The organism is Neoroseomonas marina (genome assembly GCF_012927745.1).
In the GTDB taxonomy this organism is placed as follows: domain Bacteria; phylum Pseudomonadota; class Alphaproteobacteria; order Acetobacterales; family Acetobacteraceae; genus Neoroseomonas; species Neoroseomonas marina.
Genome location: NZ_JABBKX010000009.1, coordinates 116,086 through 140,207, shown reverse-complemented (window position 1 = coordinate 140,207; position 24,122 = coordinate 116,086). Strand labels below are relative to the sequence as shown.

General features: G+C 71.2%; 23 protein-coding genes. 16 read left to right on the top strand and 7 right to left on the bottom strand.

The features are described 5' to 3' along the window. Window positions 1-58 precede the first annotated feature (58 nt). Genes GWK16_RS21045 through GWK16_RS21035 form a run of 3 tightly spaced genes read left to right on the top strand, consistent with a single transcriptional unit; the run spans window position 59 to window position 3,470 of the window. Window positions 59-1,738, top strand: coding sequence for a thiamine pyrophosphate-binding protein (locus GWK16_RS21045; RefSeq protein ID WP_170055940.1), 1,680 nt, complete (start codon window positions 59-61; stop codon window positions 1,736-1,738). Between the two features lie 2 nt (window positions 1,739-1,740). Further along, window positions 1,741-2,703, top strand: a complete 963-nt coding sequence (locus GWK16_RS21040; protein ID WP_170055939.1) for a 3-hydroxyacyl-CoA dehydrogenase family protein — start codon at window positions 1,741-1,743, stop codon at window positions 2,701-2,703. After that, window positions 2,700-3,470, top strand: coding sequence for an SDR family NAD(P)-dependent oxidoreductase (locus GWK16_RS21035; protein WP_170055938.1), 771 nt, complete (start codon window positions 2,700-2,702; stop codon window positions 3,468-3,470). The genes GWK16_RS21040 and GWK16_RS21035 overlap by 4 nt, the downstream gene beginning before the upstream one ends. On the opposite strand, the gene GWK16_RS21030 is transcribed toward GWK16_RS21035, so the two are convergent. Then, on the bottom strand, window positions 3,471-3,680 hold the full coding sequence (locus GWK16_RS21030) for a hypothetical protein (RefSeq protein WP_170055937.1): 210 nt from the start codon (window positions 3,678-3,680) through the stop codon (window positions 3,471-3,473). Window positions 3,681-3,819: 139 nt separating this feature from the next. On the opposite strand from GWK16_RS21030, the gene GWK16_RS21025 reads away from it, so the two are divergent. After that, a complete protein-coding gene (locus GWK16_RS21025) occupies window positions 3,820-5,022 on the top strand; it encodes a Zn-dependent hydrolase (RefSeq protein ID WP_211187624.1) in 1,203 nt (400 codons plus the stop codon). A 6-nt stretch (window positions 5,023-5,028) separates the two neighbouring features. Here GWK16_RS21025 and GWK16_RS21020 read toward each other — a convergent pair whose 3' ends face one another. Then, entirely contained in the window at window positions 5,029-6,624 is a 1,596-nt protein-coding gene (locus tag GWK16_RS21020; RefSeq protein WP_170055936.1) for an AMP-binding protein, read from the bottom strand. A gap of 631 nt (window positions 6,625-7,255) precedes the next feature. Between GWK16_RS21020 and GWK16_RS21015 the strand changes: the two genes are divergently transcribed. The 4 genes from GWK16_RS21015 (at window position 7,256) to GWK16_RS21000 (ending at window position 9,957) form a co-directional block, all read left to right on the top strand. Continuing rightward, window positions 7,256-7,450 (top strand): hypothetical protein, encoded by a 195-nt coding sequence (locus GWK16_RS21015; protein WP_170055935.1) that lies wholly within the window; start codon window positions 7,256-7,258, stop codon window positions 7,448-7,450. A 135-nt stretch (window positions 7,451-7,585) separates the two neighbouring features. After that, window positions 7,586-8,398 (top strand): SDR family oxidoreductase, encoded by an 813-nt coding sequence (locus tag GWK16_RS21010; RefSeq protein ID WP_170055934.1) that lies wholly within the window; start codon window positions 7,586-7,588, stop codon window positions 8,396-8,398. After that, the gene (locus GWK16_RS21005; RefSeq protein WP_170055933.1) at window positions 8,395-8,949 is read left to right on the top strand and encodes a carboxymuconolactone decarboxylase family protein; all 555 of its coding nucleotides are present in this window, start codon (window positions 8,395-8,397) and stop codon (window positions 8,947-8,949) included. Before GWK16_RS21010 ends, GWK16_RS21005 begins: the two co-directional genes overlap by 4 nt. A 24-nt stretch (window positions 8,950-8,973) precedes the next feature. Next, the gene (locus GWK16_RS21000) at window positions 8,974-9,957 is read left to right on the top strand and encodes a Bug family tripartite tricarboxylate transporter substrate binding protein (RefSeq protein ID WP_170055932.1); all 984 of its coding nucleotides are present in this window, start codon (window positions 8,974-8,976) and stop codon (window positions 9,955-9,957) included. 31 nt (window positions 9,958-9,988) lie between these two features. On the opposite strand, the gene GWK16_RS20995 is transcribed toward GWK16_RS21000, so the two are convergent. The 3 genes from GWK16_RS20995 to GWK16_RS20985 are packed head-to-tail and all read right to left on the bottom strand — an operon-like array spanning window position 9,989 to window position 13,654. Then, window positions 9,989-10,336, bottom strand: coding sequence for a GFA family protein (locus GWK16_RS20995; RefSeq protein WP_170055931.1), 348 nt, complete (start codon window positions 10,334-10,336; stop codon window positions 9,989-9,991). 19 nt (window positions 10,337-10,355) lie between these two features. After that, complete coding sequence (gene pdeM / locus GWK16_RS20990; RefSeq protein ID WP_170055930.1) at window positions 10,356-11,111, bottom strand: ligase-associated DNA damage response endonuclease PdeM; 756 nt, start codon at window positions 11,109-11,111, stop codon at window positions 10,356-10,358. Next, the gene (locus GWK16_RS20985) at window positions 11,108-13,654 is read right to left on the bottom strand and encodes a ligase-associated DNA damage response DEXH box helicase (protein ID WP_170055929.1); all 2,547 of its coding nucleotides are present in this window, start codon (window positions 13,652-13,654) and stop codon (window positions 11,108-11,110) included. The genes pdeM and GWK16_RS20985 overlap by 4 nt, the downstream gene beginning before the upstream one ends. Before the next feature lie 47 nt (window positions 13,655-13,701). On the opposite strand from GWK16_RS20985, the gene GWK16_RS20980 reads away from it, so the two are divergent. The 7 genes from GWK16_RS20980 to bfr all read left to right on the top strand — a co-directional run bounded on the left by GWK16_RS20980 (window position 13,702) and on the right by bfr (window position 20,095). Continuing rightward, the gene (locus tag GWK16_RS20980; RefSeq protein WP_170055928.1) at window positions 13,702-14,760 is read left to right on the top strand and encodes a ligase-associated DNA damage response exonuclease; all 1,059 of its coding nucleotides are present in this window, start codon (window positions 13,702-13,704) and stop codon (window positions 14,758-14,760) included. Next, window positions 14,757-16,346: a cisplatin damage response ATP-dependent DNA ligase gene (locus tag GWK16_RS20975; protein WP_170055927.1), complete on the top strand. Its 1,590-nt coding sequence runs from the start codon at window positions 14,757-14,759 to the stop codon at window positions 16,344-16,346. Before GWK16_RS20980 ends, GWK16_RS20975 begins: the two co-directional genes overlap by 4 nt. A gap of 85 nt (window positions 16,347-16,431) precedes the next feature. Continuing rightward, window positions 16,432-17,340 (top strand): PHB depolymerase family esterase, encoded by a 909-nt coding sequence (locus GWK16_RS20970; protein ID WP_170055926.1) that lies wholly within the window; start codon window positions 16,432-16,434, stop codon window positions 17,338-17,340. A gap of 56 nt (window positions 17,341-17,396) precedes the next feature. Next, the gene (locus tag GWK16_RS20965) at window positions 17,397-18,182 is read left to right on the top strand and encodes an HpcH/HpaI aldolase family protein (RefSeq protein ID WP_170055925.1); all 786 of its coding nucleotides are present in this window, start codon (window positions 17,397-17,399) and stop codon (window positions 18,180-18,182) included. A 118-nt stretch (window positions 18,183-18,300) separates the two neighbouring features. Continuing rightward, on the top strand, window positions 18,301-19,329 hold the full coding sequence (locus GWK16_RS20960; protein ID WP_170055924.1) for an extracellular solute-binding protein: 1,029 nt from the start codon (window positions 18,301-18,303) through the stop codon (window positions 19,327-19,329). Between the two features lie 10 nt (window positions 19,330-19,339). Further along, entirely contained in the window at window positions 19,340-19,519 is a 180-nt protein-coding gene (locus GWK16_RS20955) for a (2Fe-2S)-binding protein (protein ID WP_170055923.1), read from the top strand. An 87-nt stretch (window positions 19,520-19,606) separates the two neighbouring features. Then, window positions 19,607-20,095 carry a bacterioferritin gene (gene bfr / locus GWK16_RS20950; RefSeq protein ID WP_170055922.1) on the top strand — a complete coding sequence of 163 codons (489 nt, stop codon included), beginning with the start codon at window positions 19,607-19,609 and terminating at the stop codon, window positions 20,093-20,095. A gap of 16 nt (window positions 20,096-20,111) precedes the next feature. Here the strand turns inward: bfr and GWK16_RS20945 are convergent, their stop codons facing one another. Together GWK16_RS20945 and GWK16_RS20940 are read right to left on the bottom strand one after the other, a co-directional pair. Further along, window positions 20,112-21,788 (bottom strand): ABC transporter permease, encoded by a 1,677-nt coding sequence (locus GWK16_RS20945; RefSeq protein ID WP_170055921.1) that lies wholly within the window; start codon window positions 21,786-21,788, stop codon window positions 20,112-20,114. Between the two features lie 46 nt (window positions 21,789-21,834). Beyond that, on the bottom strand, window positions 21,835-22,653 hold the full coding sequence (locus GWK16_RS20940) for a bestrophin-like domain (protein WP_170055920.1): 819 nt from the start codon (window positions 22,651-22,653) through the stop codon (window positions 21,835-21,837). Between the two features lie 108 nt (window positions 22,654-22,761). On the opposite strand from GWK16_RS20940, the gene glcF reads away from it, so the two are divergent. Next, complete coding sequence (gene glcF, locus GWK16_RS20935; protein WP_170055919.1) at window positions 22,762-24,078, top strand: glycolate oxidase subunit GlcF; 1,317 nt, start codon at window positions 22,762-22,764, stop codon at window positions 24,076-24,078. Window positions 24,079-24,122: the final 44 nt, after the last annotated feature.

The following is a 24,122-nucleotide window of genomic DNA, read 5'->3' as shown; positions in this document are numbered from 1 at the left end:
TGTCGGCGCAGGCCTCTGGCGGCAGGCTACCGGCAAGCGAGGAGGAAGCGAAAGCGACATGAGCAGCGGAACGATGGGCGGCGGCGCCTGGTTGGCGGCGAGCCTCGCGGCGTCCGGCCAGACCCACGTCTTCTTCGTCGACGCGGTACTGAGGCGCACGCTGCTGGCGCTGTCAGAGGCCGGCGTCGCGCCGGTGCTCGCGCATACCGAGAAGGCGGCGGTCTACATGGCCGATGGTTATGCGCGCGTCTCGGGCCGGCCGGGCGTGGTGGCGGCGCAGTCGGTCGGCGCGGCGAACCTCGCGGCCGGGCTGCAGGATGCCTGGCTCGCACGCACGCCGATCGTCGCGATGACGGGCCGCAAGGTGCCGGCCCACCAGCACCGCAACGCCTATCAGGAACTCGACCACGGGCCGCTCTTCGCGCCGGTCACCAAGTACGGCGCCGATATCGCTGATGCGGCCGACCTGCCGCGCGCGCTGCGCCAGGCCTTCGCAGCCGCGACCGCCATGCCGCCCCGGCCCGTCCATCTCGACCTGTTCGGCCTGATGGGAGAGGTGGTCGAGACGGGGACGGTCGCGACGCCGCCGCTGGATCTCTCGGCCTTCCGCACGCCGCTGCACCGGCCGGAGCCCGACGCGGCCAGCATCGCAGCCGCGGCGAAGGCGCTGATCGCCGCGCCGCGCGTCGCCATCGTGGCCGGCGACGGCGCCGCGCTGTCGGGCTGCGGAGCGGAACTGATCGCGGTCGCCGAGGCACTGGCCGCGCCCATCGCGACAGCGCTCGGGGCGCGCGGCATCGTCTCCACGCGCCATCCGCTGCATATCGGCGTCGCCGGGGCCTACGCCGCACCGCCGGCCAACCGAATCTTGCAGGAGGCCGATCTGATCCTGATGGTCGGCGCCGACACCGGGGACATGCTGACCAATTACTGGCGTACGCCCAAGGCCGGGGCGGTGGTGGTGCAGATCGACGCGGACCCGCTGGAGTTCGACCGATCCTACCCGGCCGTCGTCGCCGTGCAGGCCGATCCGCGCGCGGGTCTGCGGGCACTGGCGGCGGCGTTGGGCAAGCCGTCGCGCGATGGGGCGTATCTGGCTTCAGCCCGGGCGCGCATGGCGGAATGGCGGACTGAGATCGCGCCACGCCTCGGCAGCGGAGCGACGCCGATCGACCCCGCGCGGCTGGCTGCCGAGATCACCGCCGCACTGCCCTCCGACGGTATCCTGGTCGCGGATACAGGCTATTCCGGCATCTGGACCGGTACGCTGGTCGACCTCGAACCGACGCAGACCTACCTGCGGGCGGCCGGGTCGCTCGGCTGGTCCTTCCCGGCAGCGCTGGGCGCGAAATGCGCCGCGTCGCATCGCAAGGTGGTGTGCTGGACGGGGGACGGCGCGTTCTACTACCACCTCGCGGAACTCGAGACGGCGCGCCGGCGCGGCATCGCCGTGACGCTGGTGGTGAACAACAATTCGGGATTCGGCCAGGGCTGGCCGAACCTGGTGCGCCAGGCCGGCAACCGTCCGGATGCCGCGGCCGAACTGCTGCGCTTCGGCCCGACCGACTTCACCGAGGTCGCACGGTCCTTCGGCCTCGACGGCATTCGCGTCGAGCGGCCGGACGACATCGGCCCGGCGCTGCAACGCGCCATGGCTGCCGACCACACCATGGTGGTGGACGTCGCCACCGACATCGAGGCCCGCGCCCCCGCGCCCTGGGCCCCTGAAGGAGCTTGAGCATGTCCCGCGTCGCAGTTCTCGGTGCCGGCACGATGGGCCATGCCCTCGCGCTGGTCTTCGCCCTTGGCGGGCATTCGGTGCGCCTGACCGACAGCAGCCCCGCGACTCTCGCCAAGGCGCAGGGGTTGATGGAGAAGGCGCTCGCCACACTCGCCGCGGCGGGCGAGGCGCCCGAAGGCTGGACGTCGGCGCATCTGGCCCAGGCGGTGACCCGGCATGAAAGCCTCGCCGACTGCGTCGAGGGCGCGGAACTGATCGTCGAGGCGATCGTCGAGAACCCGGACGCCAAGCGCACCCTCTACGCGCAGCTCGACGCGGTTGCGCCGAAGGATGCGATCATCGCCTCCAACACCTCCTACCTCGACATCTTCCCGCTGATGCCGGCGGCGCGACAGCGGCGCACGCTGATCGCGCATTGGTACACGCCGCCCTACCTGGTCGACCTGGTGGACATCGTCGGCGGGCCGGAGACCGATCCCGCCTGCATCGAGACCGTGCGCGCCATGTGCGCCGCCATGGGCAAGCAGCCCATCGTCATGCGGAAGTTCGTCCCCGGCTACATCGCCAACCGCCTGCAATCGGCGATCGGGCTCGAGGTGCAGCAGCTGCTCGACGACGGCGTCGCGACGCCGGAGGAGATCGACGCCGCCATCATCCACGGCATCGCGCTGCGGCTGCCGATCCTGGGCGTCCTCGCCAAGGCCGACTTCACCGGCCTGCCGATGATGCAGCACGCGCTGCGCAACAGGATGTACACGCCGCCCGAGGTGCGCGGGCACAGCGAAAGCCTCGACAAGCTGGTCGCCGCCGGGAAGACCGGCGTGATGTCCGGCGGCGGCTTCTACGACTGGGGCGGAAAGGATCCGGCGACATTGTTCGAGGAGCGCGACCGCCGCCTGCTGGCGCTGCGCAAGGCGCTGCGCGACATCGGCACCATGGCAGGACTGGAGCGCGACGCATGATCCGCTACGACCTCAAGGGCAAGACGGCGCTCGTCACCGGCGGCGCCTCGGGCATCGGCCTCGCCACCGCGGTGATGCTCCTGGAATCCGGCGCGAAGGTCGCCATCAATCACCTGGCCGACGATCCGCGCGGGCCGGAGGTGGTGGCGAAGCTGCGCGCCAACGGGCATGACGCGATCTCCGCTCCCGGCAACGTGGGCGAGGCCGAGGATGGCGTGCGCATGGTGAACCGCGCCGTCGCCGATCTCGGCCGGCTCGACTACCTGGTGAACAACGCGGGCACACCGGGGACCCGGACCATCATCCAGCCGAAGCAGCTCGATCGCCTGACCGAGGATCTGTGGGACACGGTGCTACAGGTGAACCTGCTCGGCGTGTTCCGCTGTACGAAGGCGGCCGCGCCGGCGCTCAAGGCCGCCGGCGGCGCGGTGGTCAGCGTCGCCTCCATCGCCGGCCTCGACAGCCCGGGGTCGTCGATGGCCTACGGCGCGACCAAGGCCGGCGTCATCAGCCTGACGAAGAACCTCGCTCGATCCCTGTCGCCCGAGGTGCGGGTCAATGCGATCGCTCCGGGTGCGGTGGATTCCACCTGGATGGTGGAATGGACCGAGGAGCGCCGGCAGGCCAGCGCCGAGAAGGCCCTGCTGAAGCGCCGCTGCCAGCCCGCCGACCTTGCGGAGGTGATGGTCTTCCTCCTCGCCGGCGCCGCCATGGTCACCGGCCAGACCATCGTGGTGGATGGCGGGCTGACGCTCGAAAGCCGCTGATCAGCCCGGCTTCGCCGTCAGGTTGCCGAGGGCGCCCGCCATCGTCGCGAGCGCCGCGAGACCCTTGAGGTGGTCCGCGTCGGCGAGCGGCACGCGCAGCAGCGCGCCCGTCTGGCTGCGCAGGTGCAGTTCCGCGCCCTGATTGGACTGCAGCAAAGCGACGGAATCGACGCGCTCGGGCTGGCGGGGGGCATAAGCCAAGTCGGTCATTTTCGGCCTCTCCGACACCAAAGCCGCGATTTGCGGCGCCCCAACAAAAGCGTGGGTGGTGTTGCGATCCGGTTAAGGCCCGGCTTGCCGCGATGGATTTCGCGCCGCAGCATGGGACGGAGTTCGAAGGGACCCCATCATGGCGCGTATCGATACCGAGCAGTTCCTCAAGGACCTGAACGACCTCCGCAGGATCGGGGCCTACAGGACCGGCGTGCACCGGCCGACCTATTCGCCGCAGGACATGGAAAGCCGCCGCTGGCTGGTGGAGAAGCTTACCGCCTGCGGGCTCGAGGCCTCGATCGACGGCATCGGCAATGTCTATGGCCGCCACAAGGGGCCGGGCCCGCACCTGCTGGTGGGTAGCCATATCGAGAGCCAGAACCAGGCCGGATGGCTCGACGGCGCGCTTGGCGTCGTCGCGGGCGTGGCGCTGGCGCGCGCAGGACTGCCGGTCGATGTCTGCGCCTTCGCCGACGAGGAAGGCCATTTCGAGGGGGGCTTCCTCGGCTCCCGCTCCATCATCGGCGAGTTGTCCGAGGAGGAGATGGACCGCAGCCGCAGCCGCAACGACGGCCAGCCGCTGCGCGAGGCGCTCGCCGCCGCGGGTCTCGCCGGCAAGCCGCGCATGCAACTCGAACCCGGCCGGCACAAGGGCTTCTTCGAGATGCACATCGAGCAGGGGACGAACCTGGAATCCCAGGGCCTGCGCGTCGGCGTCGTCACCGGCATCGTCGCCATCTGGCAGTGGCTGATCCGCTTCGAGGGCCAGCAGGACCACGCCGGCGGCACCACCATGGCGGAGCGCAAGGACGCCGGCTTGTCCGCCGTGCGTCTCCTCGCGGCGATCGATCAGGAATTCCCCCGCGTCTGCGGCGAGCGCTCGACCTGGACCACGGGGCGCATCGCGCTCGAACCCGGCGCGCCATCGATCATTCCCGGCTCGGCCGAGGTGCTGTTCCAGTTCCGCGACGTCGCCGTGCCTGTGCTGGAACGGATGGAGCAGACGCTCCGTCGCCTTGTGCAGGAGAGCAACCGGCGCGAGAAGTGCCCGGCGACGTTGACCCAGAAGTCGCGCGCCACGCCGGCGATCTGCGATCCGGCGATGATGGCCGCGCTCGAGGCCGCGGCGCAGGATCTCGCGCCGGGCGCCTGGACGCGCATGCCCTCGGGCGCCGGCCACGACGCGCAGTACATCGCGAAGCGGATGCCCGCGGCGATGCTGTTCACGCCTTCCATCGGCGGCATCAGCCACCACTGGGCGGAGGACACGAAGGAAGAAGACCTGGCGCTGTGCTGCGAGGTCCTGGGCAGCGCGGCGGAGAGGTTCCTCTCCGCGTGAAGGGACCTACCCTTCCGCCGGGCCGCCACCGAGCCCGACGGCCTTGCCGAGGGCCGCGGGCATCAGCCCGAGTTCCGGCGGAGGCAGGTCCAGCGCGAAGGCGACGCGGCGCGGGCAGACATCGCTCGACAGCCGGGCGCGAAGGAAGCCGCGGAGCTCGTCGGCGAGGTCGGGGCCAGGCACCGTCCCTTGGCGTGGCACCACGATGGCCGTGGCCTCCGGACCGAAGGGCAGACCGCCCGGCCCGATGACCGTGGCCCGCGCCACGGCCGGATGCGCGAGCAGGAAGGTCTCGACCTCCGCATGGCGCGACGCGGCAACCGGCGGCGGCAGGGCGGAGACGCATCCGTCGGCATCGACGAAGCCGCTTTCGCCCGTCAGCACCCACGCGCCGCCATGGTCGGCCGTGGGGGCGACGCCTGCATCCTTCCAATAGCCGAGGAAGAGTCCCGCATCCGGTCGGCGCAGCGCGATCTCGCCGCGCTGGCCCATCGGCACCTCGCGTCCCTCGGCGTCGACGATCGCGACGCTGCGGCCTGGTGCCGCGCCCCCGAGCCGACCGGCACGTGCCGGCGCGAGCCGCGACGAGGTGCAGAGCAGGATGCCGAACTCCGGCCGTGTCAGGCAGTCGTTGAGCGGCACGCGGAAGGTTGCGGAGGCCCAGTCGATGACGTCCTGGCCCAGCGCGCCGCCCCAGGTCGCGAGGCTGCGCAGCTGCAGGCCGGATGGCATGGCCCCGGTCCCGGCTTCCATCAGCCGTCGCAGCGTGGCCGGCGAGAGCACCGCGTTGCGCACGCCGTCTTCCGCCAGCATGGCCAGGATGCGCACGGGTTCGGTCACAGGAACGCTGTGCGCAAGCACCGGGACGCCGAGGCTCAGGGCAGGCAGCACGGTATCGAGCCAGGTCGCGCCCGCGGCCCAATCGCATTCCGTCCAGAGCAGGTCGCCCTGGGCCGGCAGGCCCTCGTGCAGGAGCGCGAAGGCGCCGAGCTGCGCCGCGAGCGCCCGATGGGCGTGCAGCACGCCGCGTGGCCGTCCGGCCTGGTCCGTGCCGTACAGGATCAGCGCGGGGTCGTCGGCCGTCACGGGTTCGGCCGGCGCATCGGCGGCGGCGCGCTGCGCCTCGGTCCAGAGTGAGACGACATGCGCCGCTGGAGCGCCGGCCGAGACGACGAAGCGCAGAGAGGGCAGCCCGGGGGCGATCCCCTCCATGTCGCCGAGGCCGCCATCGTCGGTGATCACCGCCACCGCCCCGCAATCCCGCAGCCGGTAGGCGAGCGCGGCATGACGAAGGGCATGCCCCATGGGCACCGCGACCGCGCCGGCGCGGAGCACGGCGAGCAGCGAGACCACCGCATCCGGGCCGGGCTTCAGCAGCGTGGCGACGCGGTCGCCGCGCTTCACGCCATGGCCGCGCAGCACTTCGGCGAGGCGGGCCGAGGTCGAGCGCAAGGCGTCGAAGGAGACGCGTTCCTCGGAGCCGTCGGCGCGGCGATGCAACACCGCAAGTCGGCCCGCGCCATCCGCCCAGCGATCGCAGCTGGTCTCGGCAATGCCGGCGCCGTGCGCGAGCGGCGGCATGCGCTGTGACTTGGCGCTCATGTCACGGTCCGGCATCGAGGGGCCGGGTCGCCATGGACATCGCGCCGGGGGGAGCGCGTCTCATCCATTCCACCTGTCCTTGCCATCCGACCGGGTCGCGGGGGCGATCCGGTCCGGGCGATCTGTTGGTCCGCGCCACGTGGGCGCCGAATGCGATTCAAAAGAAGAACAAATAATATTCTTCCGCAACAACAAGATGCATTGCGGACCGGAATGGGAAGATGCCATGCTCGCTTATAGTGATGATCGATCCTTGATGTCGCGTTAAGGCGGGCCGAGACAAAGTATTGGTTACTTCAAGTGGTGCGTTGTGTATATCGCTCGCCAAGGCGGATGGCGGCCAGGATGGCGGCAACCATTGGATGAGAGCCAACCGGATTGGAAAAAGATTAACGTGCAATTTGCACGCGTCGCGTGCGTCCGCGCGCGTTCGGATCGCCGCGTTGGTTGCGACGTTCACGCAATGGTGAGTCTTTGGTGCAACACGCGGCGCGAAACTCGCGCCTTTGGCGTCGGCTGCTCACGGGATGGTGTGCAATACGCAACGCGATGCGCATCCTCGCGCCCTGCGGGACGGGTCGGCAGGGGGATGCCGGTCTGTCCCTTGGACATTGGATGGTGGGGGACACCGATGAACCACGTCGCCGATCGCAGCCTCCGTTGGGCCGCGCCGCTCGACCCGGCGGACCAGGGCGCAGATCCGCTCCGCAACGCCGCGGCCGCGGTCGAACTCAACCTCGCCCTGGCGCACGAACAGGGGCGGGCCGATCAGGTGCGGCTGCTGCACGCCGTGCTCGCGCTGCTCGCTGAGCCGCCGCGCAGGTGAACGCCGGCCGGGGCACGTCGCCCCGGCAGCATCATGCTCTCCGATCGCCGGCCGCGGATCAGCGCGGTGGGCTGCCTTGCTGCGTCCTGGTCCCACCGTTAGGAACGCCGTAAGCACAACGGCATCGGAGGAAGCGTGCTCGATCTCACAGGCAAGGTCGCCATCGTCACCGGCGCCGGTTCGGTTGGCCCGGGCTGGGGCAATGGCAAGGCGACGGCGGTGCTCTTCGCGCGCCAGGGGGCCGCGGTCTTCTGCATCGACAACAACCCCGAGGCGGTCGCCGAGACGGTCGGCATCATCGAGAAGGAAGGCGGCTGCGCCGCAGCGCATGTTGCCGACGCGACCCGGTCCGAAACCGTGAAGGCCGCGGTCGAGGCCGCGATCAGCGCCTTCGGGCGGCTCGACATCCTGGTGAACAATGTCGGCGGCTCGGCCCCCGGCAGCGCGGAGACGATGTCGGAGGAGGCCTGGGACCGCCAGTTCGACATCAACCTCCGCAGCGCCTTCCTCGGCTGCAAGCACGCGCTGCCCTATCTGCGCGAACGCGAGACGGCGGCGATCGTGAACATCGCCTCCATCGCCGCGCTGCGCATGAGCGGCGACCGCCCGCACATCGCCTATTCCGCGTCGAAGATGGGCGTGATCGGCCTGACCAAGTCGGTCGCGATGGACCAGGCGCGCAAGGGGGTGCGCTGCAACGTCGTCATCCCCGGCCTGATGCACACGCCGCTGGTCGAGAACCGCCTGCTGCGCCAGCTCGGCGCCAACGACGCCGCGACGCTGATCGCCAAGCGCGACGCGCAGGTGCCGACCGGCAAGATGGGCACCGGCTGGGACGTGGCGCATGCGGTGCTGTTCCTCGCCTCGGACGAGGCGCGGTACATCACCGGCACGGAGATCGTCGTGGATGGCGGCATGTCCGCCATGATGCCGGGGGCCGGCGCATGAGCGCGCGCTTCCCCGAACTGCCGGCCGAGGCGCTCGACGAGGCGCAGCGCGCCGTCGTCGCCGCCATGACCGCGGGTCCGCGCGGCGGCGTGATCGGCCCCTTCACGGTCCTGCTGCGCGCGCCTGCCGTGGCGGATGCGGTGCAGCGGCTCGGCGCGGGGCTGCGCTTTTCCGGCATGCTGGACGATCGGCTGCGGGAGATCGCGATCCTGACCGTCTCGCGCCGCTGGCAGGCGCAGTTCGAATGGTTCGCGCATCATCCCATCGCGGTGACGGCGGGCGTCGATCCGGCGGCGCTCGAGCGCCTGCGCAACGGCGAGGACCCGCGCTTCGCCGACCCGGCGGAGCAATTGGTCTGGCGCCTGTCCAACACGGTGCTGGAGCGCGGCCGGCTCGACGACGCGGACTTCGCCGCCGGACGCGATGCGCTCGGCGAACCGCGTCTCGTCGAGCTGCTCGCGGTGCTCGGCTACTACACGTTGTTGTCCTTCATCCTGAATGTCGGAGAGGTCCCGGTGCCGGAACCGAAGCCCTTCCCCGACGCGCGCTGAACCAAGACCGGGAGACGCCAAGACATGACCATCACCGCAGCCCGCCGGGCGCTGCTCGGCGCCGGCCTCGCGACGCTGGCCGCGCCGCGCCACGCCTGGACGCAAGGCAGCCTCGCCGGCCGCACCATCACCCTGGTCGTGCCGTCGCCCGCCGGCGGTGGCACCGACTTCTCCGCGCGCCTGGTCGCGGACTCCTTCGGCCGGTCCCTCGGCGCGACCATGGTGGTGGAGAACCGGCCGGGCGGGAACGACGTGGTGGGGCTCACCTCGGTGATCCGCGCGCCACAGGACGGCACGACGCTGCTCTGCGGATACTGCGCCACCATGACGGGGCGCGCGGCCATCAACGGGCTCGGTGACATCCAGCCGATGCGCGACTTCCAGGCGGTGGGGCAGATCACCGACACGCCGCAGCTCTTCGTCACGCATCCGACCGTGCCCGCGGCCACGCTGCAGGACTTCATCGCGCTGGCGAAGCAGAAGCCCGGCGAGTTCAACTATGCCTCGGCCGGGAACGGGTCGATGCACCACATGGGCACCGAGTATCTCAAGCACCGCGCGGGCATCGACCTGGTGCACGTGCCGTATCGCGGCACCGGCGAGACCATCCGCGACCTGATCGCGGGCCGCATCCAGTTCTACATGAATTCACCGCCGCCGCTGACGCCGCTGGTGCGCGACGGGAAGCTGCGCGCGCTGTGCGTCTCCTCGAACGAACGCCATCCGGGATTGCCGGACATTCCCTCGGCCGCCGAGCAGGGGATGCCGGACCTCAACCTCAATGTCTGGTTCGCGGTCTTCGCACCCCGCGGCGTCCCGGCGCCGATGGTCGCCATGCTGTCCGAGAAGCTGCGGGAGGTGCTGGCCGACCAGGGCCTGCGGGACCGCGCGTTCCAGGCCGGCGCGCTCGTCGCCCCGAGCAGCGCCGAGGCGCTCGCCGAGCGCGTGGCGCGCGAGACCGAGAACTGGCGGCGCATCGCCCAACAGGCGAACATCACCGCCGGGTGACCGGCGCAAGGCGGCGCCGGTGGCGATCGTCCTAGCGGCTGGCGCCGTCGAAGCGCTGGATCTCCAGCGCTTCGAGATCGATCGCCGGCACGCAGCGGAGGTTGATCGCGACCGACGGCGTGCCGTCCGGCGCCGTCGCCAAGGCGAAGGGCTCCACGCCGCAGGTCGTGCAGAAGCGATGCTCGATCCGGTGGGTGTTGAAGAGGTAGGACGCCAACGATTCCTCCCCGCGCAGCGTCAGGCTGCTGCGCGGCGCGAAGGCCAGCAGCATGCCCTTGCGGCGGCAGATCGAGCAGTTGCAGGACAGCGCCTGCGTCGGTGCGTCGCCTTCCACGGAGAAGGTGACCGCACCGCAATGGCAGCTTCCGTCATAGGCCATGTCGCATCCTCCGCTGGTGTCAGCCGCTGCGCAGCCTGGCGGTCACCGACAGCGGCAGTTCCGCCTGGCCATTGCCGAAGCTCGTGAGGTCCTTCGGCAGGCCGGTCTGCCGGGGCGCCAGGGGAAAAGAGTACAGCCGCTCGCTGCCGATCAGGAAGGCCCGCCCCCCGCGGGGAAACAGCGCGGCGACGGCCGGATCACCGGCATCGAGACCGCCCGTGAAGGCGCCGAAGGCGGGCATCAGCACGCGGCGACCGTCGCTGACGAAACAGGCCCGCGCAACGCCGCCGGCCCGCGTCGGCGCGGTGGCACGCGGGTGCAGGTGGCCAGCGATCTCCCCGGTCGCCCGGGGCTGCGGGATGTGCCGGAACACCAGCGGCCCTTCGTGCAGGTCCTCGACCGCGCGGCCGGGCAGCCCGACGGGCGGGGCAGGGTCGTGGTTGCCGGCGACCCAGGTGATCTCGATGCCGGCAAAGGCCGCGATCAGCGCCGCGCGGTCGGCCTCCGCCATGCGTGCGCAACCATCCGCGTCATGAAAGGAATCGCCCAGGAAGACCATGCGCTGCGGGCCATATCGTCGCAGCAGCGGGACCAGCCGGGCGATCGTCTCCCGCGTGTCGTACGGGGGCAGGAGGCGCCCGCGCGCGGCGAAGGCACTGCCCTTCTCGAAATGCAGGTCGGCGACGCAGAGCAACCGGCGCGCCGGCCAGTGCAGCACGCCGGCGGGGTCGAGCATCAGGCGTTCGCCCGCGATGTGGATCGGTGCAGCGCTCATCGGCCGGTCACCATCTTCGGCGCCTCGCGGATGTAGCGCGACCGCCGCTTGTCGCGGGACTTGGCGCGCGAGATCGAGGTCCCGCCGCGCACCGGGATGGCGTCGGTGACCTCGGCGAGGGTCTCGACGAAATGCTCCGCGCCGTCCGTAGCGTCCTCGACCAGCGCCGCGGCCTCGGCGAGTAGCGCGTCCTCGGCTCCGCCCGCGACCCATTCGCGGCCTTCCTCGATCAGCGCCGGGACGGCCAGCGGCGACACCTGCTCGAGCACGCGGTGGCGGATGCGCCCCTGCACGCGGGCCAGGAGCGTCGCGATGCGTCCGACATCGGTCAGGCCCTGCGCGGCTTCGGCGCGCGTCGCGCGGAGCAGGATGTGGTCGGGCTGGTGGCGGCGGAGCACGTCGTAGATCAGGTCCGAATTCATCGTCATCTGGCGGCCGGATTTCTCGGCTCCGGGGTGGGTCTTCTCGATCAGGCCGGCGATCGTCGCGATGTTGCGGAAGGTCCGCCGCAGCATGGAGGACTCGGCCAGCCATTCCTCCATCTCGTCGCCCAGGATGTCCTCGGTGAACAGGGGGGCGACGTCGGTCGGTTCGAAGGCCGACCAGATCGCGAGGATGTAGTCGGTGCCCACATAGCCCAGCGGGCCGAGGCCGAACTTCTCCATCCGCTTCGTCACCAGCATCCCAAGCGTCTGGTGCGCAAGCCGCCCCTCGAAGGTGTAGGCGACGAGGAACCACTTGCCGCCGCGGGGGAAGGTTTCGACCAGCAGCCCCTCGCGCGGCGGCAGTTCGGACTTCAGCCGTTGGAGCCGCAGCCATTCCTTCACCGGCTCCGGCAGGTGCCGCCAGCGGCGCGGATCGGACAGGATGGTGCGGACGCGCGCCGCGAGATGCGTCGTCAGCGGCATCCGCGCCCCGGCGTAGACGGGCACCCGCGGTTCGCCCTCGCCGCCGCGGGAAGTGATGACGGCGCCCGGCTCCAGCCTCTCGTAGCGCAGCACCTGGCCGCCGAAGAGGAAGCAATCGCCGGGCTCGAGCGTGGAGACGAACCACTCCTCGACCTCGCCCACCACGCCGCCGCCACGGATGCGCACCTTGAGCAGCGGCGTCTCGACGATGGTGCCGAGGTTCATCCGCAACTGGCGCGCCGCCGCCTTGCCGCGGATGTGGACCAGCCCCTCGGCATCGCGGAACAGCTTGCGGAAGCGGTCATAGGCCTGCAGCGCGTAGCCGCCGTCCTCCACGAAGCGCACGACGTCGTCGAAATCCTGCCGCGTGAGCGCGGCATAGGGACCGGACCGCGTGACCTCGGCGTACAGTTCCTCAGGACGAAAGGGCGCGGAACAGGCCATGGCCAGAACGTGCTGCGCGAGAACGTCGAGCCCGCCGGGCCGCGGCGGCTCGCCGTCCAGTTCTCCGGCTGCCACGGCCTCCGTCGCGGCGACGCATTCCACGACCTCGAACCGGTTGGCCGGCACCAGCACGGCGCGGGACGGCTCGTCCATGCGGTGGTTCGCGCGACCGACGCGCTGCAGCAGGCGCGAGACACCCTTCGGCGCGCCGACCTGGATGACCTGATCGACGTCGCCCCAGTCGATGCCGAGATCGAGCGAGGCGGTCGCCACCACGGCGCGCAGCCGGCCTTCCGCCATGGCGGCTTCCACCTTGCGGCGCAGGCCGATCTCGAGGCTGCCATGGTGCATGGCGATCGGCAGCGCCGCCTCGTTCAGACGCCACAGCGCTGCGAAGACCAGCTCCGCCTGCGCACGCGTGTTCACGAAGACGATGGTCAGGCGCGCGCCCTCGATCCGCCGATAGATCTCGGGCGCCGAAGCGAGGCCGATATGGCCGCCCCAGGGCAGGCGCCCCTCGGGCAATTGAAGGTCGAAGACGGGCGCCGCGCCGCCGCGGGTCTCGACGAGGCGGACATCCGCGGCGCGTGCCGTCGGGGACAGCCAGGCGCGCAGTTCCGTCGGATGCGCGACGGTCGCCGACAGCCCGATGCGCCTGGCGCCTGGCGCCAGCGTCCCGAGGCGGCTCATGCACAGGGCGAGCTGGTCGCCGCGCTTGGTGCCGGCCAGCGCATGCGCCTCGTCCACCACGACGGCCGACAGCCCCGCGAACATCTCGGGCGCATCGGGCAGGGAGAGCAGCAGGGTCAGGCTCTCGGGCGTCGTCAGCAGCAGGTTGGGCGGGCGTTCGCGCTGGCGCTGGCGGCGGTTGACCGGCGTGTCGCCGGTGCGGGTCTCGATGGTGATGGGCAGGCCCATCTCGGCCACCGGCGCGGTCAGGTTGCGCGCGATGTCGACCGCCAGCGCCTTGAGCGGGGAGATGTAGAGCGTGTGCAGCCCGTCCCGCGGCGTGCCCGCGAGGTCGACGAGCGACGGCAGGAACCCGGCCAGCGTCTTGCCGCCGCCGGTCGGCGCGAGCAGCAGGACGTGCTCGCCCCGCGCCGCGGCATCCAGCAACGCGAGCTGGTGGGGCCGCGGCGTCCAGCCGCGCCCGGCGAACCAGCCGGCGAAAGGTTCTGGCAATGTTCTCATTCGCGGGCCAATATGGCGGCGGTTTCCCCCGGCGGGAAGCCGCCCATATGCGCCCTGTGAACACCCCCCATCCCGAAACCTGGCTGAAGGTCACGCCGTCCGGCCTGTTCTGCGAGCCCGGCGGCTTCTTCATCGACCCGACCCGCGCCGTCGACCGCGCCGTGATCAGCCACGGCCATTCCGACCATGCGCGCCCAGGCCACGCCCATGTGCTCGCGACGCGCGAGACGCTCGCCATCATGACCGCGCGGATGGGGGAGGGGCGGGCGGGCACCGCCCAGCAAGCGCTGCGCTGCGGGGAAACGCTGGAGATCAATGGCGTGCGGCTCTGGCTGCGGCCGGCGGGACATGTGCTGGGGTCCGCGCAGGTCTGCATGGAATGGCGCGGGTCGCGGGCGGTGGTGTCGGGCGACTACAAGCGCCAGGCCGACCCGACCGCGGCGGGCTTCGAGGTCGAGCCCTGCGACCTGTTCGTCACCGAGGCGACCTTCGCCCTGCCGGTGTTCCGCCACCCGCCGCCGGAGACAGAGATCGCGCGGCTGCTGCGCTCGGTCGCGCTGTTCCCGGAACGGACGCATGTCGTCGGTTGCTATTCGCTCGGGAAATGCCAGCGGCTGATCGCCATGCTGCGCCAGGCCGGCTGGGACCGGCCGATCCACCTGCATGGCGCGCACCAGGCGCTCTGCCGGACCTATGAGGAGCTTGGCGTGCGGCTTGGCACGTTGCGTGCGGCGACGGTGGCCAGGAAGGAGGACCTCAAGGGGGCGATCGTGCTGGCCCCGCCCGGCGCGGTCGCGGATCGCTGGGCACGACGGCTTGCCGAACCCGTCGTTGCGGTCGCGTCGGGCTGGATGCGGGTACGGCAGCGCGCGAAGCAGAGCGGCGTGGAACTGCCGCTGGTCATCTCGGACCACGCGGATTGGGACGAGTTGCTCGCCACCTGCACCGAGGTGCAGGCGCCGGAGGTGTGGGTGACGCATGGGCGGGAGGATGCGCTGATCCACGCCCTTGGCCTGCGCGGCATCAAGGGCCGGGCGCTGCACCTCGTCGGGCTGGGTGAGGAGGAGGACGAGGTCGAGGTCGTCACCGAGGACCCCGCGGCATGAGCCTTCCGGCCTTCGCCGAACTCCTCGAACGACTGGTCTTCACGCCGGGGCGCAATGCGAAGCTGGCGCTGCTGCGGCAATGGTTCGCGGACCAGCCGGACCCGGAACGCGGCATCGGCCTCGCGGCGCTGACCGAGGAGCTGACCTTCTCAGCCGCCAAGCCGGCGATGATCCGCGAGATCGTCGCCGCGCGCACCGATCCCGAGCTGTGGCGGATGTCCTACGACTATGTCGGCGACCTGGCGGAGACCGTCGCGCTCATCTGGCAGCCGCGCGCCGGGGTGAACGCGCCACCACCCCTGCTGTCGGAGGTGGTGGAGGCGCTCGAGACCACGCCGAAGGCCGAGATCCCCGCGCTGCTCGCCGGCTGGCTCGACACGCTCGATGCGGGGGCACGGCTGGCGCTGATCAAGCTGGTCACGGGCGGCCTTCGTGTGGGCGTTTCGGCGCGGCTCGCGCGCGTCGCGCTGGCCGAATGGTCGGACGTTGCGGTGGAGGAGATCGAGGAGGTCTGGCACGGCGTCGAACCGCCCTACACGACGCTGTTCCAGTGGCTGTCGGGCCAGGCGCCCCGGCCCGACCCGCGCGAGGCGCCGGTCTTCCGCCCGCTGATGCTGGCCCATCCGCTCGAGGAGGCGGACATCGCCGCCTTGCGCGCGGAGGATTGGCGCGCCGAGTGGAAGTGGGACGGCATCCGCGTGCAGCTCACCGCCGGGCCGGGCGGGCGCAAACTCTTCTCGCGCGGCGGGGAGGACATCTCGGCGGCCTTTCCGGAGATCCTCGCGGCGATGGAGTTCCACGCCGTGCTGGACGGCGAGTTGCTGGTGATGCGCGGGGAGGAGGTCGCGCCCTTCGCCGACCTGCAGCAGCGGCTGAACCGCAAGAGCGTGACGGCGCGGATGCTGAAGGAGCATCCGGCGTCGGTGCGGCTCTACGACATCCTGATCGACGGGGAGGAGGACCTGCGCCCGTTGCCCTTCGATGCGCGGCGCGCGCGGCTCGAGGCCTGGCACGGGCGGGTGGCGCCGGCGCGGATGGATGTCTCGCCGCTGGTCGCCTTCGACAGCCTCGATGCGCTGGCGCGGCTGCGGGACGGCGCGCGGGCGGCGTCGATCGAGGGGCTGATGCTCAAGCGCGGCGATGCGCCCTATGTGGCGGGGCGCGTGAAGGGGCTGTGGTGGAAGTGGAAGCGCGATCCGCTCACCGTCGATGCCGTGCTGATGTATGCGCAGCGCGGGCATGGGAAGCGGTCCTCCTTCTATTCCGACTACACCTTCGGCGTGTGGCGGGAGGACGGCGAGCTGGTGCCGATCGGCAAGGCCTATTCCGGCTACACCGACGAGGAGTTGGCCTGGCTGGATCGCTGGGTCCGCAACAACACGGTCAACCGCTTCGGCCCGGTGCGGGAGGTGGAGCGCGGCGTCGTGTTCGAGGTCGCCTTCGATGCCGCGCAATTGTCGTCTCGGCACAAATCCGGCGTGGCGCTGCGCTTCCCGCGCATCGCGCGCATCCGCCGGGACAAGCCGGTGGAGGAGGCCGACCGGTTGGAAGCGGTTCTCGCCCTGGTCGAGAACCGCCCCCGGTGATGGTTTCCAAAGGCCTTTCGGCCTTTGGCGGGGTGGTGCGGAGGGGCGGCGCCCCTCCGTCTTCCGTTACCCTTCGAGACGCCGCGTGACGCGCCCTCTCGTTACGCTCGATCGCATGGTGCCCCTTCGCCTCCTCGCCGTGCTGTCGGTGCTGCTGGCTGCCGTCGCCGCGCGAGCCGAGACCATCACGCTCCGCGCCGGGGCCGAGGTGCGCAACGTCGAGATCCTCGCGCCGCGCGCCGACCGCCCGCTGCCCCTGCTGATCCTGCTGCATGGCCGGTTCGGGACGGGCGCGCAGATCCTGCGCGAAGCGGGCATCCACCCAGGCGGATTCATCGTCGCCGCGCCGGACGGGCATCGGCGGTCCTGGGCCTCGGGGCGGGGCATGACGCCGGCGGATCGCGACGGGGTGGACGACGTCGCCTTCCTGCGGTCGCTGGTGGCGACGATGGCTTCGCGCCACGGCGCGGATCCGGCGCGCGTCTTCGTCGCGGGCATGTCGAATGGCGGCTTCATGGCTGCGCGGCTGGCCTGCGATGCGCCCGACCTCGTTGCCGGCATCGCCATCGTCGGTGCGACGACGGGGGAAGGGCTCGCGCCGCAATGCCGTCCGGGACGGCCGATCGCCGTGCTGCTGATCCATGGCACCGAGGATCGCCTGGTCGGCGCCGACGGCACGGCGCCGCGTGCGGTCGGACGCATCATGGGCGCCGCGGAAGCCGCCCGCTTCTGGGCCACGCATGAAGGCTGCGCCGCGGCCGGCGCGCCGCGCCCGCTGCTGCATCCCGGCCCGGCCGACGGCACCAGCGCCTGGCGCACCGACTACGCGCCCTGCCGCGCCGGCGCGCGCGTCGCCTTCATCGAGGTGCGTGGCGGTGGCCATGCCTGGCCTGGCAGCACCTCCCGCCTGCCGGAGCGCATCGTCGGCCCGCCGACGCAGGCCATCCATGCGAGCACGGAGATCCTCGCCTTTTTCGGCCTGGCCCCGAATTGACCGGCCCGGCGGCGCGTGGTGCGCTCGGCCGGCCAACGAAACACCGGGGAACGCCCATGCCGCTCGCGCCCAACCTTGCCCGCCGCCGCCTCGAGAAGGGGGAACTCGCCCTCGGCTTCGGCGTGCATCACCTCCGCACGCCCGCCGTCGGCATGATCGCCGCGGCCTCGGGCTTCGACTGGCTGTTCATCGACATGGAACACGGCGCGATGAGCGTCGACGACGCCACGCGCATGTGCATGGCCGCGCTGAGTCAGGGCGTCACGCCGATCGTGCGCTGCTGCAAGGACGCGCTGTTCGAGGGCACGCGTTGCCTGGACAATGGCGCCATGGGCGTGGTGGTGCCGCATATCGACACCAAGGAGGAAGCCGAGGCCGTCGTGCGCGCCTTCCGCTACCCGCCGGTCGGTGAACGCTCCTGGGGCGGCCCGCCGGCGCAGTACGGCTTCGTGGTGGCCGACACCGCCGCAGCGCAGCGCGAACTGAACGACGAGATCCTGATCACGGTGATGATCGAGACACCGCAGGCCGTCGAGAACGCCGCGGCCATCGCCGCGGTGCCAGGGATCGATGCGCTGATGATCGGGACCTCGGATCTCACGGCCTCGATGGGAATCGCGGGGCAGATCGGCCATCCGGACGTGCGGGCCGCCTATGCCAAGGTCGCCGCCGCCTGCAAGGCATCGGGCAAGCACATGGGCATGGGCGGTGTCTACGACGAGAAGGTGGCGCCCGACTACATCGCGCTCGGCGCGCGCTTCCTGCTGAGCGGTTCGGACCACGCCTTCCTGATGGCCGGCGGCGGGGCGCGGGCGAAGTTCCTGCGCGCCTTGCAGAAATAGCGGCGGGGAGGGGCGGTCCGCCGCCCCTCTCATCAGATTTTGCGAATTAATCGCATTTGGACTTGCGAGCGGATCGCAACTGGCATAAGCCCCGTCCCATACCAGGACGAGGTTCCCGATGTTCCGTCGCCACCTGCTCGCGCTCGTTGCCGTCGCCGTGCCCGCCTTTGCCGAGGCGCAGCAGCAGCAGCCGGAAATCAACGTCTACACGGCGCGGCACTACGACACCGACGCGGCCCTGTACGAGGCCTTCACCCGTGCGACCGGCATCCGCGTCCGCACCATACAGGCCGATGCCGACCAACTGGTGGCCCGTATCCGCGCCGAGGGCGCGAACAGCCCCGCCGACGTCTTCATCACCGTGGACGCAACGCGCCTCGCCCGCGCCGAGCAGGCCGGCGTCCTGCAGCGCTACAACAGCCAGGTGATCGACCAGCGCGTGCCGGCCGGGCTGCGAGACCCGAACGGCGAATGGTTCGCCATCGCCATGCGCGGCCGCGTCATCATGTACGACAAGCAGGCGGGTCGCCCGGAAGGGCTGAACCGGTACGAGGACCTCGCCGATCCGCGCTTCCGCGGGCAGATCTGCGTCCGCGCCTCGAACCACCCCTACAACATCGCGCTGGCGACCAGCATGCTCGCCGCGGATGGCGAGGCGGCGACCGAGGCCTGGGCGCGTGGCGTCGCGGCCAACCTGGCCCGCCCGCCGCAGGGCGGGGACCGCGACCAGTTCCGCGCGCTGCCCTCGGGCCAGTGCCGCATCGCGATCTCGAACACCTACTACCTCGGCCATGTCGGCAAGTCCGAGCGGCCGGAGGACCAAGCGCTGTTCGCCCGGATCGGCGTGATCTTCCCGAACCAGGCGCCGGGCGACCGTGGCACCCATGTGAACGTCTCGGGCGCCGGGCTGGTGAAGACCTCCCCGCACCCCGAGGCCGCGCGCCGCTTCCTGGAATTCCTGGTCTCCGACCAGGCGCAGGAGATCCTCGCCCAGGGCAACATGGAATATCCGGCGGTGCCGGGCGCGCCGATGCACCCGCTGCTGCGGTCCATGGGCGAGTTCCGCGCCGAGGGCATCGAGCCGCTGCGCGACCCGGCGCGCGCCGCCCAGGCGCTGCAGATCATGCAGCGGTCCGGCTGGCGCTGAGGCCCCGCCCATGGTCGTCTGCCACTGCAACCGGCTGACCGACGCGCAGATCGCCGCGGCCATCGCGGCCGGGGCGAGCCGCCCGGCCGAGGTCTACGAAGGCTGCGGCTGCGGCGCCCAATGCGGCTGCTGCTGCAAGACCATCGTGGAGCTGCTGCGCAGCGCGCCCGGGACCGTCGCCCGCTCCTGATCGTTTGTTGACTTCGCCCCGTGCGCCCCGACACCGTGGCGCGCGGGGCGTCGTCGTGCGTTCCGGCTACCCGATGGAGGAGACGCCATGCTGCGCGACCCGAAGGTCATCGAGCACCTGAACACCCAGCTCACCAACGAGCTCACGGCGATCAACCAGTACTTCCTGCACGCGCGGATGCTGCGCCACTGGGGCGTGACGAAGCTCGGCAAGCATGAATACGAGGAATCGATCGAGGAGATGAAGCATGCGGATGCGCTGATCGAGCGCATCCTGTTCCTCGGCGGCCATCCGAACGTGCAGCGGCTGAACCCGGTGCTGATCGGCCAGTCCGTGCTCGAGGTCCTGCAATGCGACCAGAAGCTCGAGGAGAAGGCCATCGCCGACCTGCGCGAGGCGATTGCCCATTGCGAGTCCGTGCGCGACTTCGTCTCCCGCGACCTCTTCGCCGAGATCCTGCGCGACGAGGAGAAGCACGCCGACTTCGTCGACACCCAGTTCGACCTGATCCAGCGCATCGGGATCGAGCGCTACACGATGCTCAACTCGGCGGCGGCGCCGGAGCAGGAGCACTGAGCGGCCGGCACGGCCCTCACTCCGCCGCGCGCATCGCCCGGGTCAGCGCGATCACTGGCAGCAGGCCCACGAGCACGATCAGCAGGGAGGCCGTGGAGGCCTCCGCCAGGCGTTCGTCCGACGCCAGGTTGTAGATCCGCACCGCGAGGGTATCGAAGTCGAAGGGCCGGACGATCAGCGTCGCCGGGAGTTCCTTCATGGTGTCGACGAACACCAGCACCGCGGCGGTGATGAGCGCGCCCCGCGCGAGCGGCAGCTCGACTTCCCGCACCGCCTGGCCCGGCGTGCGGCCGAGGACGCGGGCGGCCGCGAAGAAGGACGGCTTGAGCCGCGCCAGCCCCGATTCCACCGCCGACAGCGCAACGGCTAGGAAGCGGACCAGATAGGCGAAGACCAGTGCCGCCATGGTCCCCGACAGCAGCAACCCCGTCGAGATTCCGAACCGCGCGCGCATCCAGGCATCGAGCGCATTGTCGAACAGCCCGAAGGGCACCAGCGTCCCGACCGCGATGACCGAACCGGGCAGGGCATAGCCCAGGGCCGCCACCCGGTTCGCGGCCCGCCGCAGCGGGGAGGGATGCATCCGCGCCGCCCAGGCCATGGTGGCCGCGAGCAGCACCGCGATCGCCGCCGTCACGCCGGACAGGAGCAGGGAATTGACGGCGAAGGGCAGGAAGCGCTCCGCGGCCAACGGGTCGCCGGTGGTCGCGGCGAGCCAGGCCAGCGCCCCGGCCGGCACGCCGAAGCCGAGGAGCACGGGCATGCCGCAGGCGACGATGGCCGCGGCTTCCTTCCAACCGTGCAGCGGGACCGGGCGCAGCGGCGGATGACGGGTCGTGGTGGGGTGGAAGCGGCGCCCGCCGCGGGAGAGACGCTCGAGCCCCAGCAGGAGGAACACGCAGCCGAGCAGGGCGACCGACAATTGCGCTGCCGCCCCGCGGTCATCCATGCCGAACCAGGCTTCGTAGATGCCTGTGGTGAAGGTGCGGACGCCGAAATGCTGCACGGTGCCGAAATCGGCCAGGGTCTCCATCAGCGCCAGCGCGACGCCGGCCGCCAGCGCGGGACGCGCCAGCGGCAGCGCGACATGGAGGAAGGTGCGCGGCAGCCCGTGCCCGAGCGTGCGGGAGGCTTCGAGGAGGCAGACGCTCTGCTGCAGGAAGGCCGCCCGGCAGAGCAGGTAGACGTAGGGGTAGAGCACCATCGCGAGCATCAGCGCCGCGCCGGGCAGGGACCGGATCTCGGGCAGCCAGTACTGGCCGTAGCGGAGCCCGGTCAGGCTGCGGAACGCCTCCTGCGCCGGCCCCGCCACGTCGAAGAGCCACGTGTAGACGTAGCCGCAGAGATAGGCCGGCATGGCCATGGGCAGCAGCAGCGCGACCTCGAGCATCCGGCGCCCGCGGAACTCGCAGGTCGAGACGATCCAGGCCGAGATCGCCCCCGCCGAACCCGCCATCAGTGCGACCAGCAGGGCGAGCAGCGCCGAGTTGCGCAGCATCTCCGGCAGGGTGTTGGTCGCGATATGGACGAAGCTGGCGCCGGGCACCGTCGCCGCGGTCAGGATCACGGCGACCAGCGGCGCCGTGATGGCGGCCGCGATCAGTAGCGAACCCCAGGCCCAGGCCGGGGCCCGGCGGCGCTGCGGGGCGGGGGGCGCCACGGTGGCGGCGTCCAGGGTGATGTTGCGAGCCATTCTCAGCGGCGCGATAGCACGGCCCGCCGGCGGGCGGGAGGGTGCCTCAGCGCGCCGGCAGCGGCGGCACCGTCACGCCCCCCTGGAACCCTTGGATCGTCCAGTCATAGGCCTGGCCCCCGACGCGGATCGACCCCACCCGGGCCGATCCCATGTCGAGGATGACGGTCATGGTCGCCGTCCACATGCCCAGGAGCAGGAAGGTCAGCAGGCGCAGGGGCCTCTGTCGCAGCCCCAATTGGAAGCCGAGGGCCGACATGGACACCATCGACATGCCGATCAGCAGCCAGAAGAGCTGCGGGGGGAAGGTCAACGCGAAGGCGAAGCGTTCCGCGGTCGCCAGGTCGAAGGTCGTGTTCAGCGCGTTCATCAGGGAGGAGACGAGCGGGTCCTGCCGTTCGCGCACGAGGGCCGAGAGGTGGCCCCAGATCTCGGATTGCAGGGCGTTGCTGCGCCGTGTCGTCGCATCGAGCTGCGGGGACAGCCGGTCGGCCACCACGAAATCCCGCCGCGCCGACGCGTAGGGCTCGAGGAGCCGGGCGATCTCGGCCGCCCTCGGATGCCCGATCGCCTGGGCCTGCAGCCAGGCGGTCCCGATCGCGTTCGCCTCGGCCAGCGTGCCTTCGCGTCGTTCCTGGAACCGGGCGCTGGAGAAGGACAGGGTCAGCGCCAGCACGAAGGCGAGCAGGCCGAGCATGCCGCCCACCACGACCGCCACGCCCTCGCCGGGGTTTTCCTTCCGCAGGGCGATGCGGTGGCCGAAGTAGTAGCCGACCTCCTTCGCCAGTCCTTGGAGGAGCAGGAGGATGCCCGCGAAGGCAAAGACGCTGTAGGCAGCGAGTTCGACGACCGCGTTCGACACCATGCAGCGGAGTCCCCTGGGATGATGCGCCGGACGATAGGCGCCGGCCCGCGGTCGCGTCCACCGGCCGCGCTGCTGGCGAAGGGGGCCGGCCTCGCCTAGAAATGGCGCATGCAGACGAATTTCTCGCCCGCGCAGCTTGCCGATCCGGATACCGCCGAGAGCAACCGCATCCTGCGCACCTGCGTCCATTGCGGCATGTGCACGGCGACCTGCCCGACCTTCCTGCTGCTGGGCGACGAGCTCGATTCCCCGCGCGGGCGCATCTACCTGATCAAGGACATGCTCGAAGGCGGCAAGCCCGCGACCGAGCAGGTGGTCCGCCATGTCGACCGCTGCCTGTCCTGCCTGTCCTGCATGACGACCTGCCCTTCGGGCGTGAACTACATGCACCTGGTCGACCATGCGCGGGCCTATATCGACCGGACCTACGAACGCCCGCGCGCCGAACGGATGCTGCGCCGGCTGCTCTCCTTCCTGCTGCCGCACCCGGCGCGGTTCCGCCTGGCGCTGCTCGGCGCCTGGTTCGCGCGGCCCTTTGCCGGGCTGGTGCCGGGGGCCTCGCCGACGGCCCAGCGGCTGCGGGCGATGCTGCGCATGGCGCCGGCCTCGGTGCCCTCGCCGTCGGATGTGGAGCGGCCGCGCGTGCATCCGGCGATCGGCCCGCGGCGCGGGCGCGTCGGCATCCTGACGGGCTGCGCGCAGCAAGTGCTCGCCCCTTCGATCAACGAGGCGACGATCCGCCTGCTGACCCGCATGGGCATCGAGGTGGTGGTGACGAAGGACCAGGGCTGCTGCGGCGCGCTGGACCACCACATGGGTCACCACGATCCGGCGATGCGCCTCGCGCGCGCCAACATCGCCGCCTGGACGCGGGAGATCGAGGGCGAGGGGCTCGATGCCATCGTCATCAACGCCTCGGGCTGCGGGACGACGGTGAAGGATTACGGCTTCATGTTCCGCGGCGAGCCCGAGGCGGCGCAGGCCGCGAAAGTCGCCGCCCTCGCCGCCGACATCAGCGAGGTGCTGACCCGCTTCGGCTACGCGCCGACGCGCGAGGCGCCGGGCCTGACCGTCGCCTATCACGCCGCCTGTTCGCTGCAGCATGGCCAGAAGATCACCGCGGAGCCGAAGGCGCTGCTCAAGACGGCCGGCTTCGCGGTGAAGGAACCGGCGGAAAGCCACATCTGCTGCGGTTCGGCCGGCACCTACAACCTGCTGCAGCCCGAGATCGCCGGGCGGCTGAAGGCGCGCAAGCAGGACAACATCGCGCGCACCGGCGCGGCGCTGATCGCCTCGGGCAATATCGGCTGCCTGACGCAGCTCGGGGACGGGGCGCTGCCGGCGGTGCATACCGTCGAACTGCTGGATTGGATGGCGGGCGGGCCGGAACCGGCGGCCGTGGCGCGCGCCCGCGCGGCGGCGTGATCACGCGGCACTTGCCCCGCTGCCCCCGCCGGAGGGACCATGGG

Excerpts from the sequence above, each read along its gene's own strand:
- bfr (WP_170055922.1), top strand. The coding sequence starts at position 19,607 with ATGCTGCGCGACCCGAAGGTCATCGAGCACCTGAACACCCAGCTCACC.
- GWK16_RS20940 (WP_170055920.1), bottom strand. The coding sequence starts at position 22,653 with ATGGTGTCGAACGCGGTCGTCGAACTCGCTGCCTACAGCGTCTTTGCC.
- GWK16_RS20980 (WP_170055928.1), top strand. The coding sequence starts at position 13,702 with ATGCGCCCTGTGAACACCCCCCATCCCGAAACCTGGCTGAAGGTCACG.
- GWK16_RS20965 (WP_170055925.1), top strand. The coding sequence starts at position 17,397 with ATGCCGCTCGCGCCCAACCTTGCCCGCCGCCGCCTCGAGAAGGGGGAA.
- GWK16_RS21015 (WP_170055935.1), top strand. The coding sequence starts at position 7,256 with ATGAACCACGTCGCCGATCGCAGCCTCCGTTGGGCCGCGCCGCTCGAC.
- GWK16_RS20955 (WP_170055923.1), top strand. The coding sequence starts at position 19,340 with ATGGTCGTCTGCCACTGCAACCGGCTGACCGACGCGCAGATCGCCGCG.
- GWK16_RS21035 (WP_170055938.1), top strand. The coding sequence starts at position 2,700 with ATGATCCGCTACGACCTCAAGGGCAAGACGGCGCTCGTCACCGGCGGC.
- GWK16_RS20985 (WP_170055929.1), bottom strand. The coding sequence starts at position 13,654 with ATGAGAACATTGCCAGAACCTTTCGCCGGCTGGTTCGCCGGGCGCGGC.
- GWK16_RS20995 (WP_170055931.1), bottom strand. The coding sequence starts at position 10,336 with ATGGCCTATGACGGAAGCTGCCATTGCGGTGCGGTCACCTTCTCCGTG.
- GWK16_RS20960 (WP_170055924.1), top strand. The coding sequence starts at position 18,301 with ATGTTCCGTCGCCACCTGCTCGCGCTCGTTGCCGTCGCCGTGCCCGCC.
- GWK16_RS20945 (WP_170055921.1), bottom strand. The coding sequence starts at position 21,788 with ATGGCTCGCAACATCACCCTGGACGCCGCCACCGTGGCGCCCCCCGCC.
- GWK16_RS21040 (WP_170055939.1), top strand. The coding sequence starts at position 1,741 with ATGTCCCGCGTCGCAGTTCTCGGTGCCGGCACGATGGGCCATGCCCTC.
- pdeM (WP_170055930.1), bottom strand. The coding sequence starts at position 11,111 with ATGAGCGCTGCACCGATCCACATCGCGGGCGAACGCCTGATGCTCGAC.
- GWK16_RS21020 (WP_170055936.1), bottom strand. The coding sequence starts at position 6,624 with ATGAGCGCCAAGTCACAGCGCATGCCGCCGCTCGCGCACGGCGCCGGC.
- GWK16_RS21005 (WP_170055933.1), top strand. The coding sequence starts at position 8,395 with ATGAGCGCGCGCTTCCCCGAACTGCCGGCCGAGGCGCTCGACGAGGCG.
- GWK16_RS21025 (WP_211187624.1), top strand. The coding sequence starts at position 3,820 with ATGGCGCGTATCGATACCGAGCAGTTCCTCAAGGACCTGAACGACCTC.
- glcF (WP_170055919.1), top strand. The coding sequence starts at position 22,762 with ATGCAGACGAATTTCTCGCCCGCGCAGCTTGCCGATCCGGATACCGCC.
- GWK16_RS21045 (WP_170055940.1), top strand. The coding sequence starts at position 59 with ATGAGCAGCGGAACGATGGGCGGCGGCGCCTGGTTGGCGGCGAGCCTC.
- GWK16_RS21030 (WP_170055937.1), bottom strand. The coding sequence starts at position 3,680 with ATGACCGACTTGGCTTATGCCCCCCGCCAGCCCGAGCGCGTCGATTCC.
- GWK16_RS21000 (WP_170055932.1), top strand. The coding sequence starts at position 8,974 with ATGACCATCACCGCAGCCCGCCGGGCGCTGCTCGGCGCCGGCCTCGCG.
- GWK16_RS20975 (WP_170055927.1), top strand. The coding sequence starts at position 14,757 with ATGAGCCTTCCGGCCTTCGCCGAACTCCTCGAACGACTGGTCTTCACG.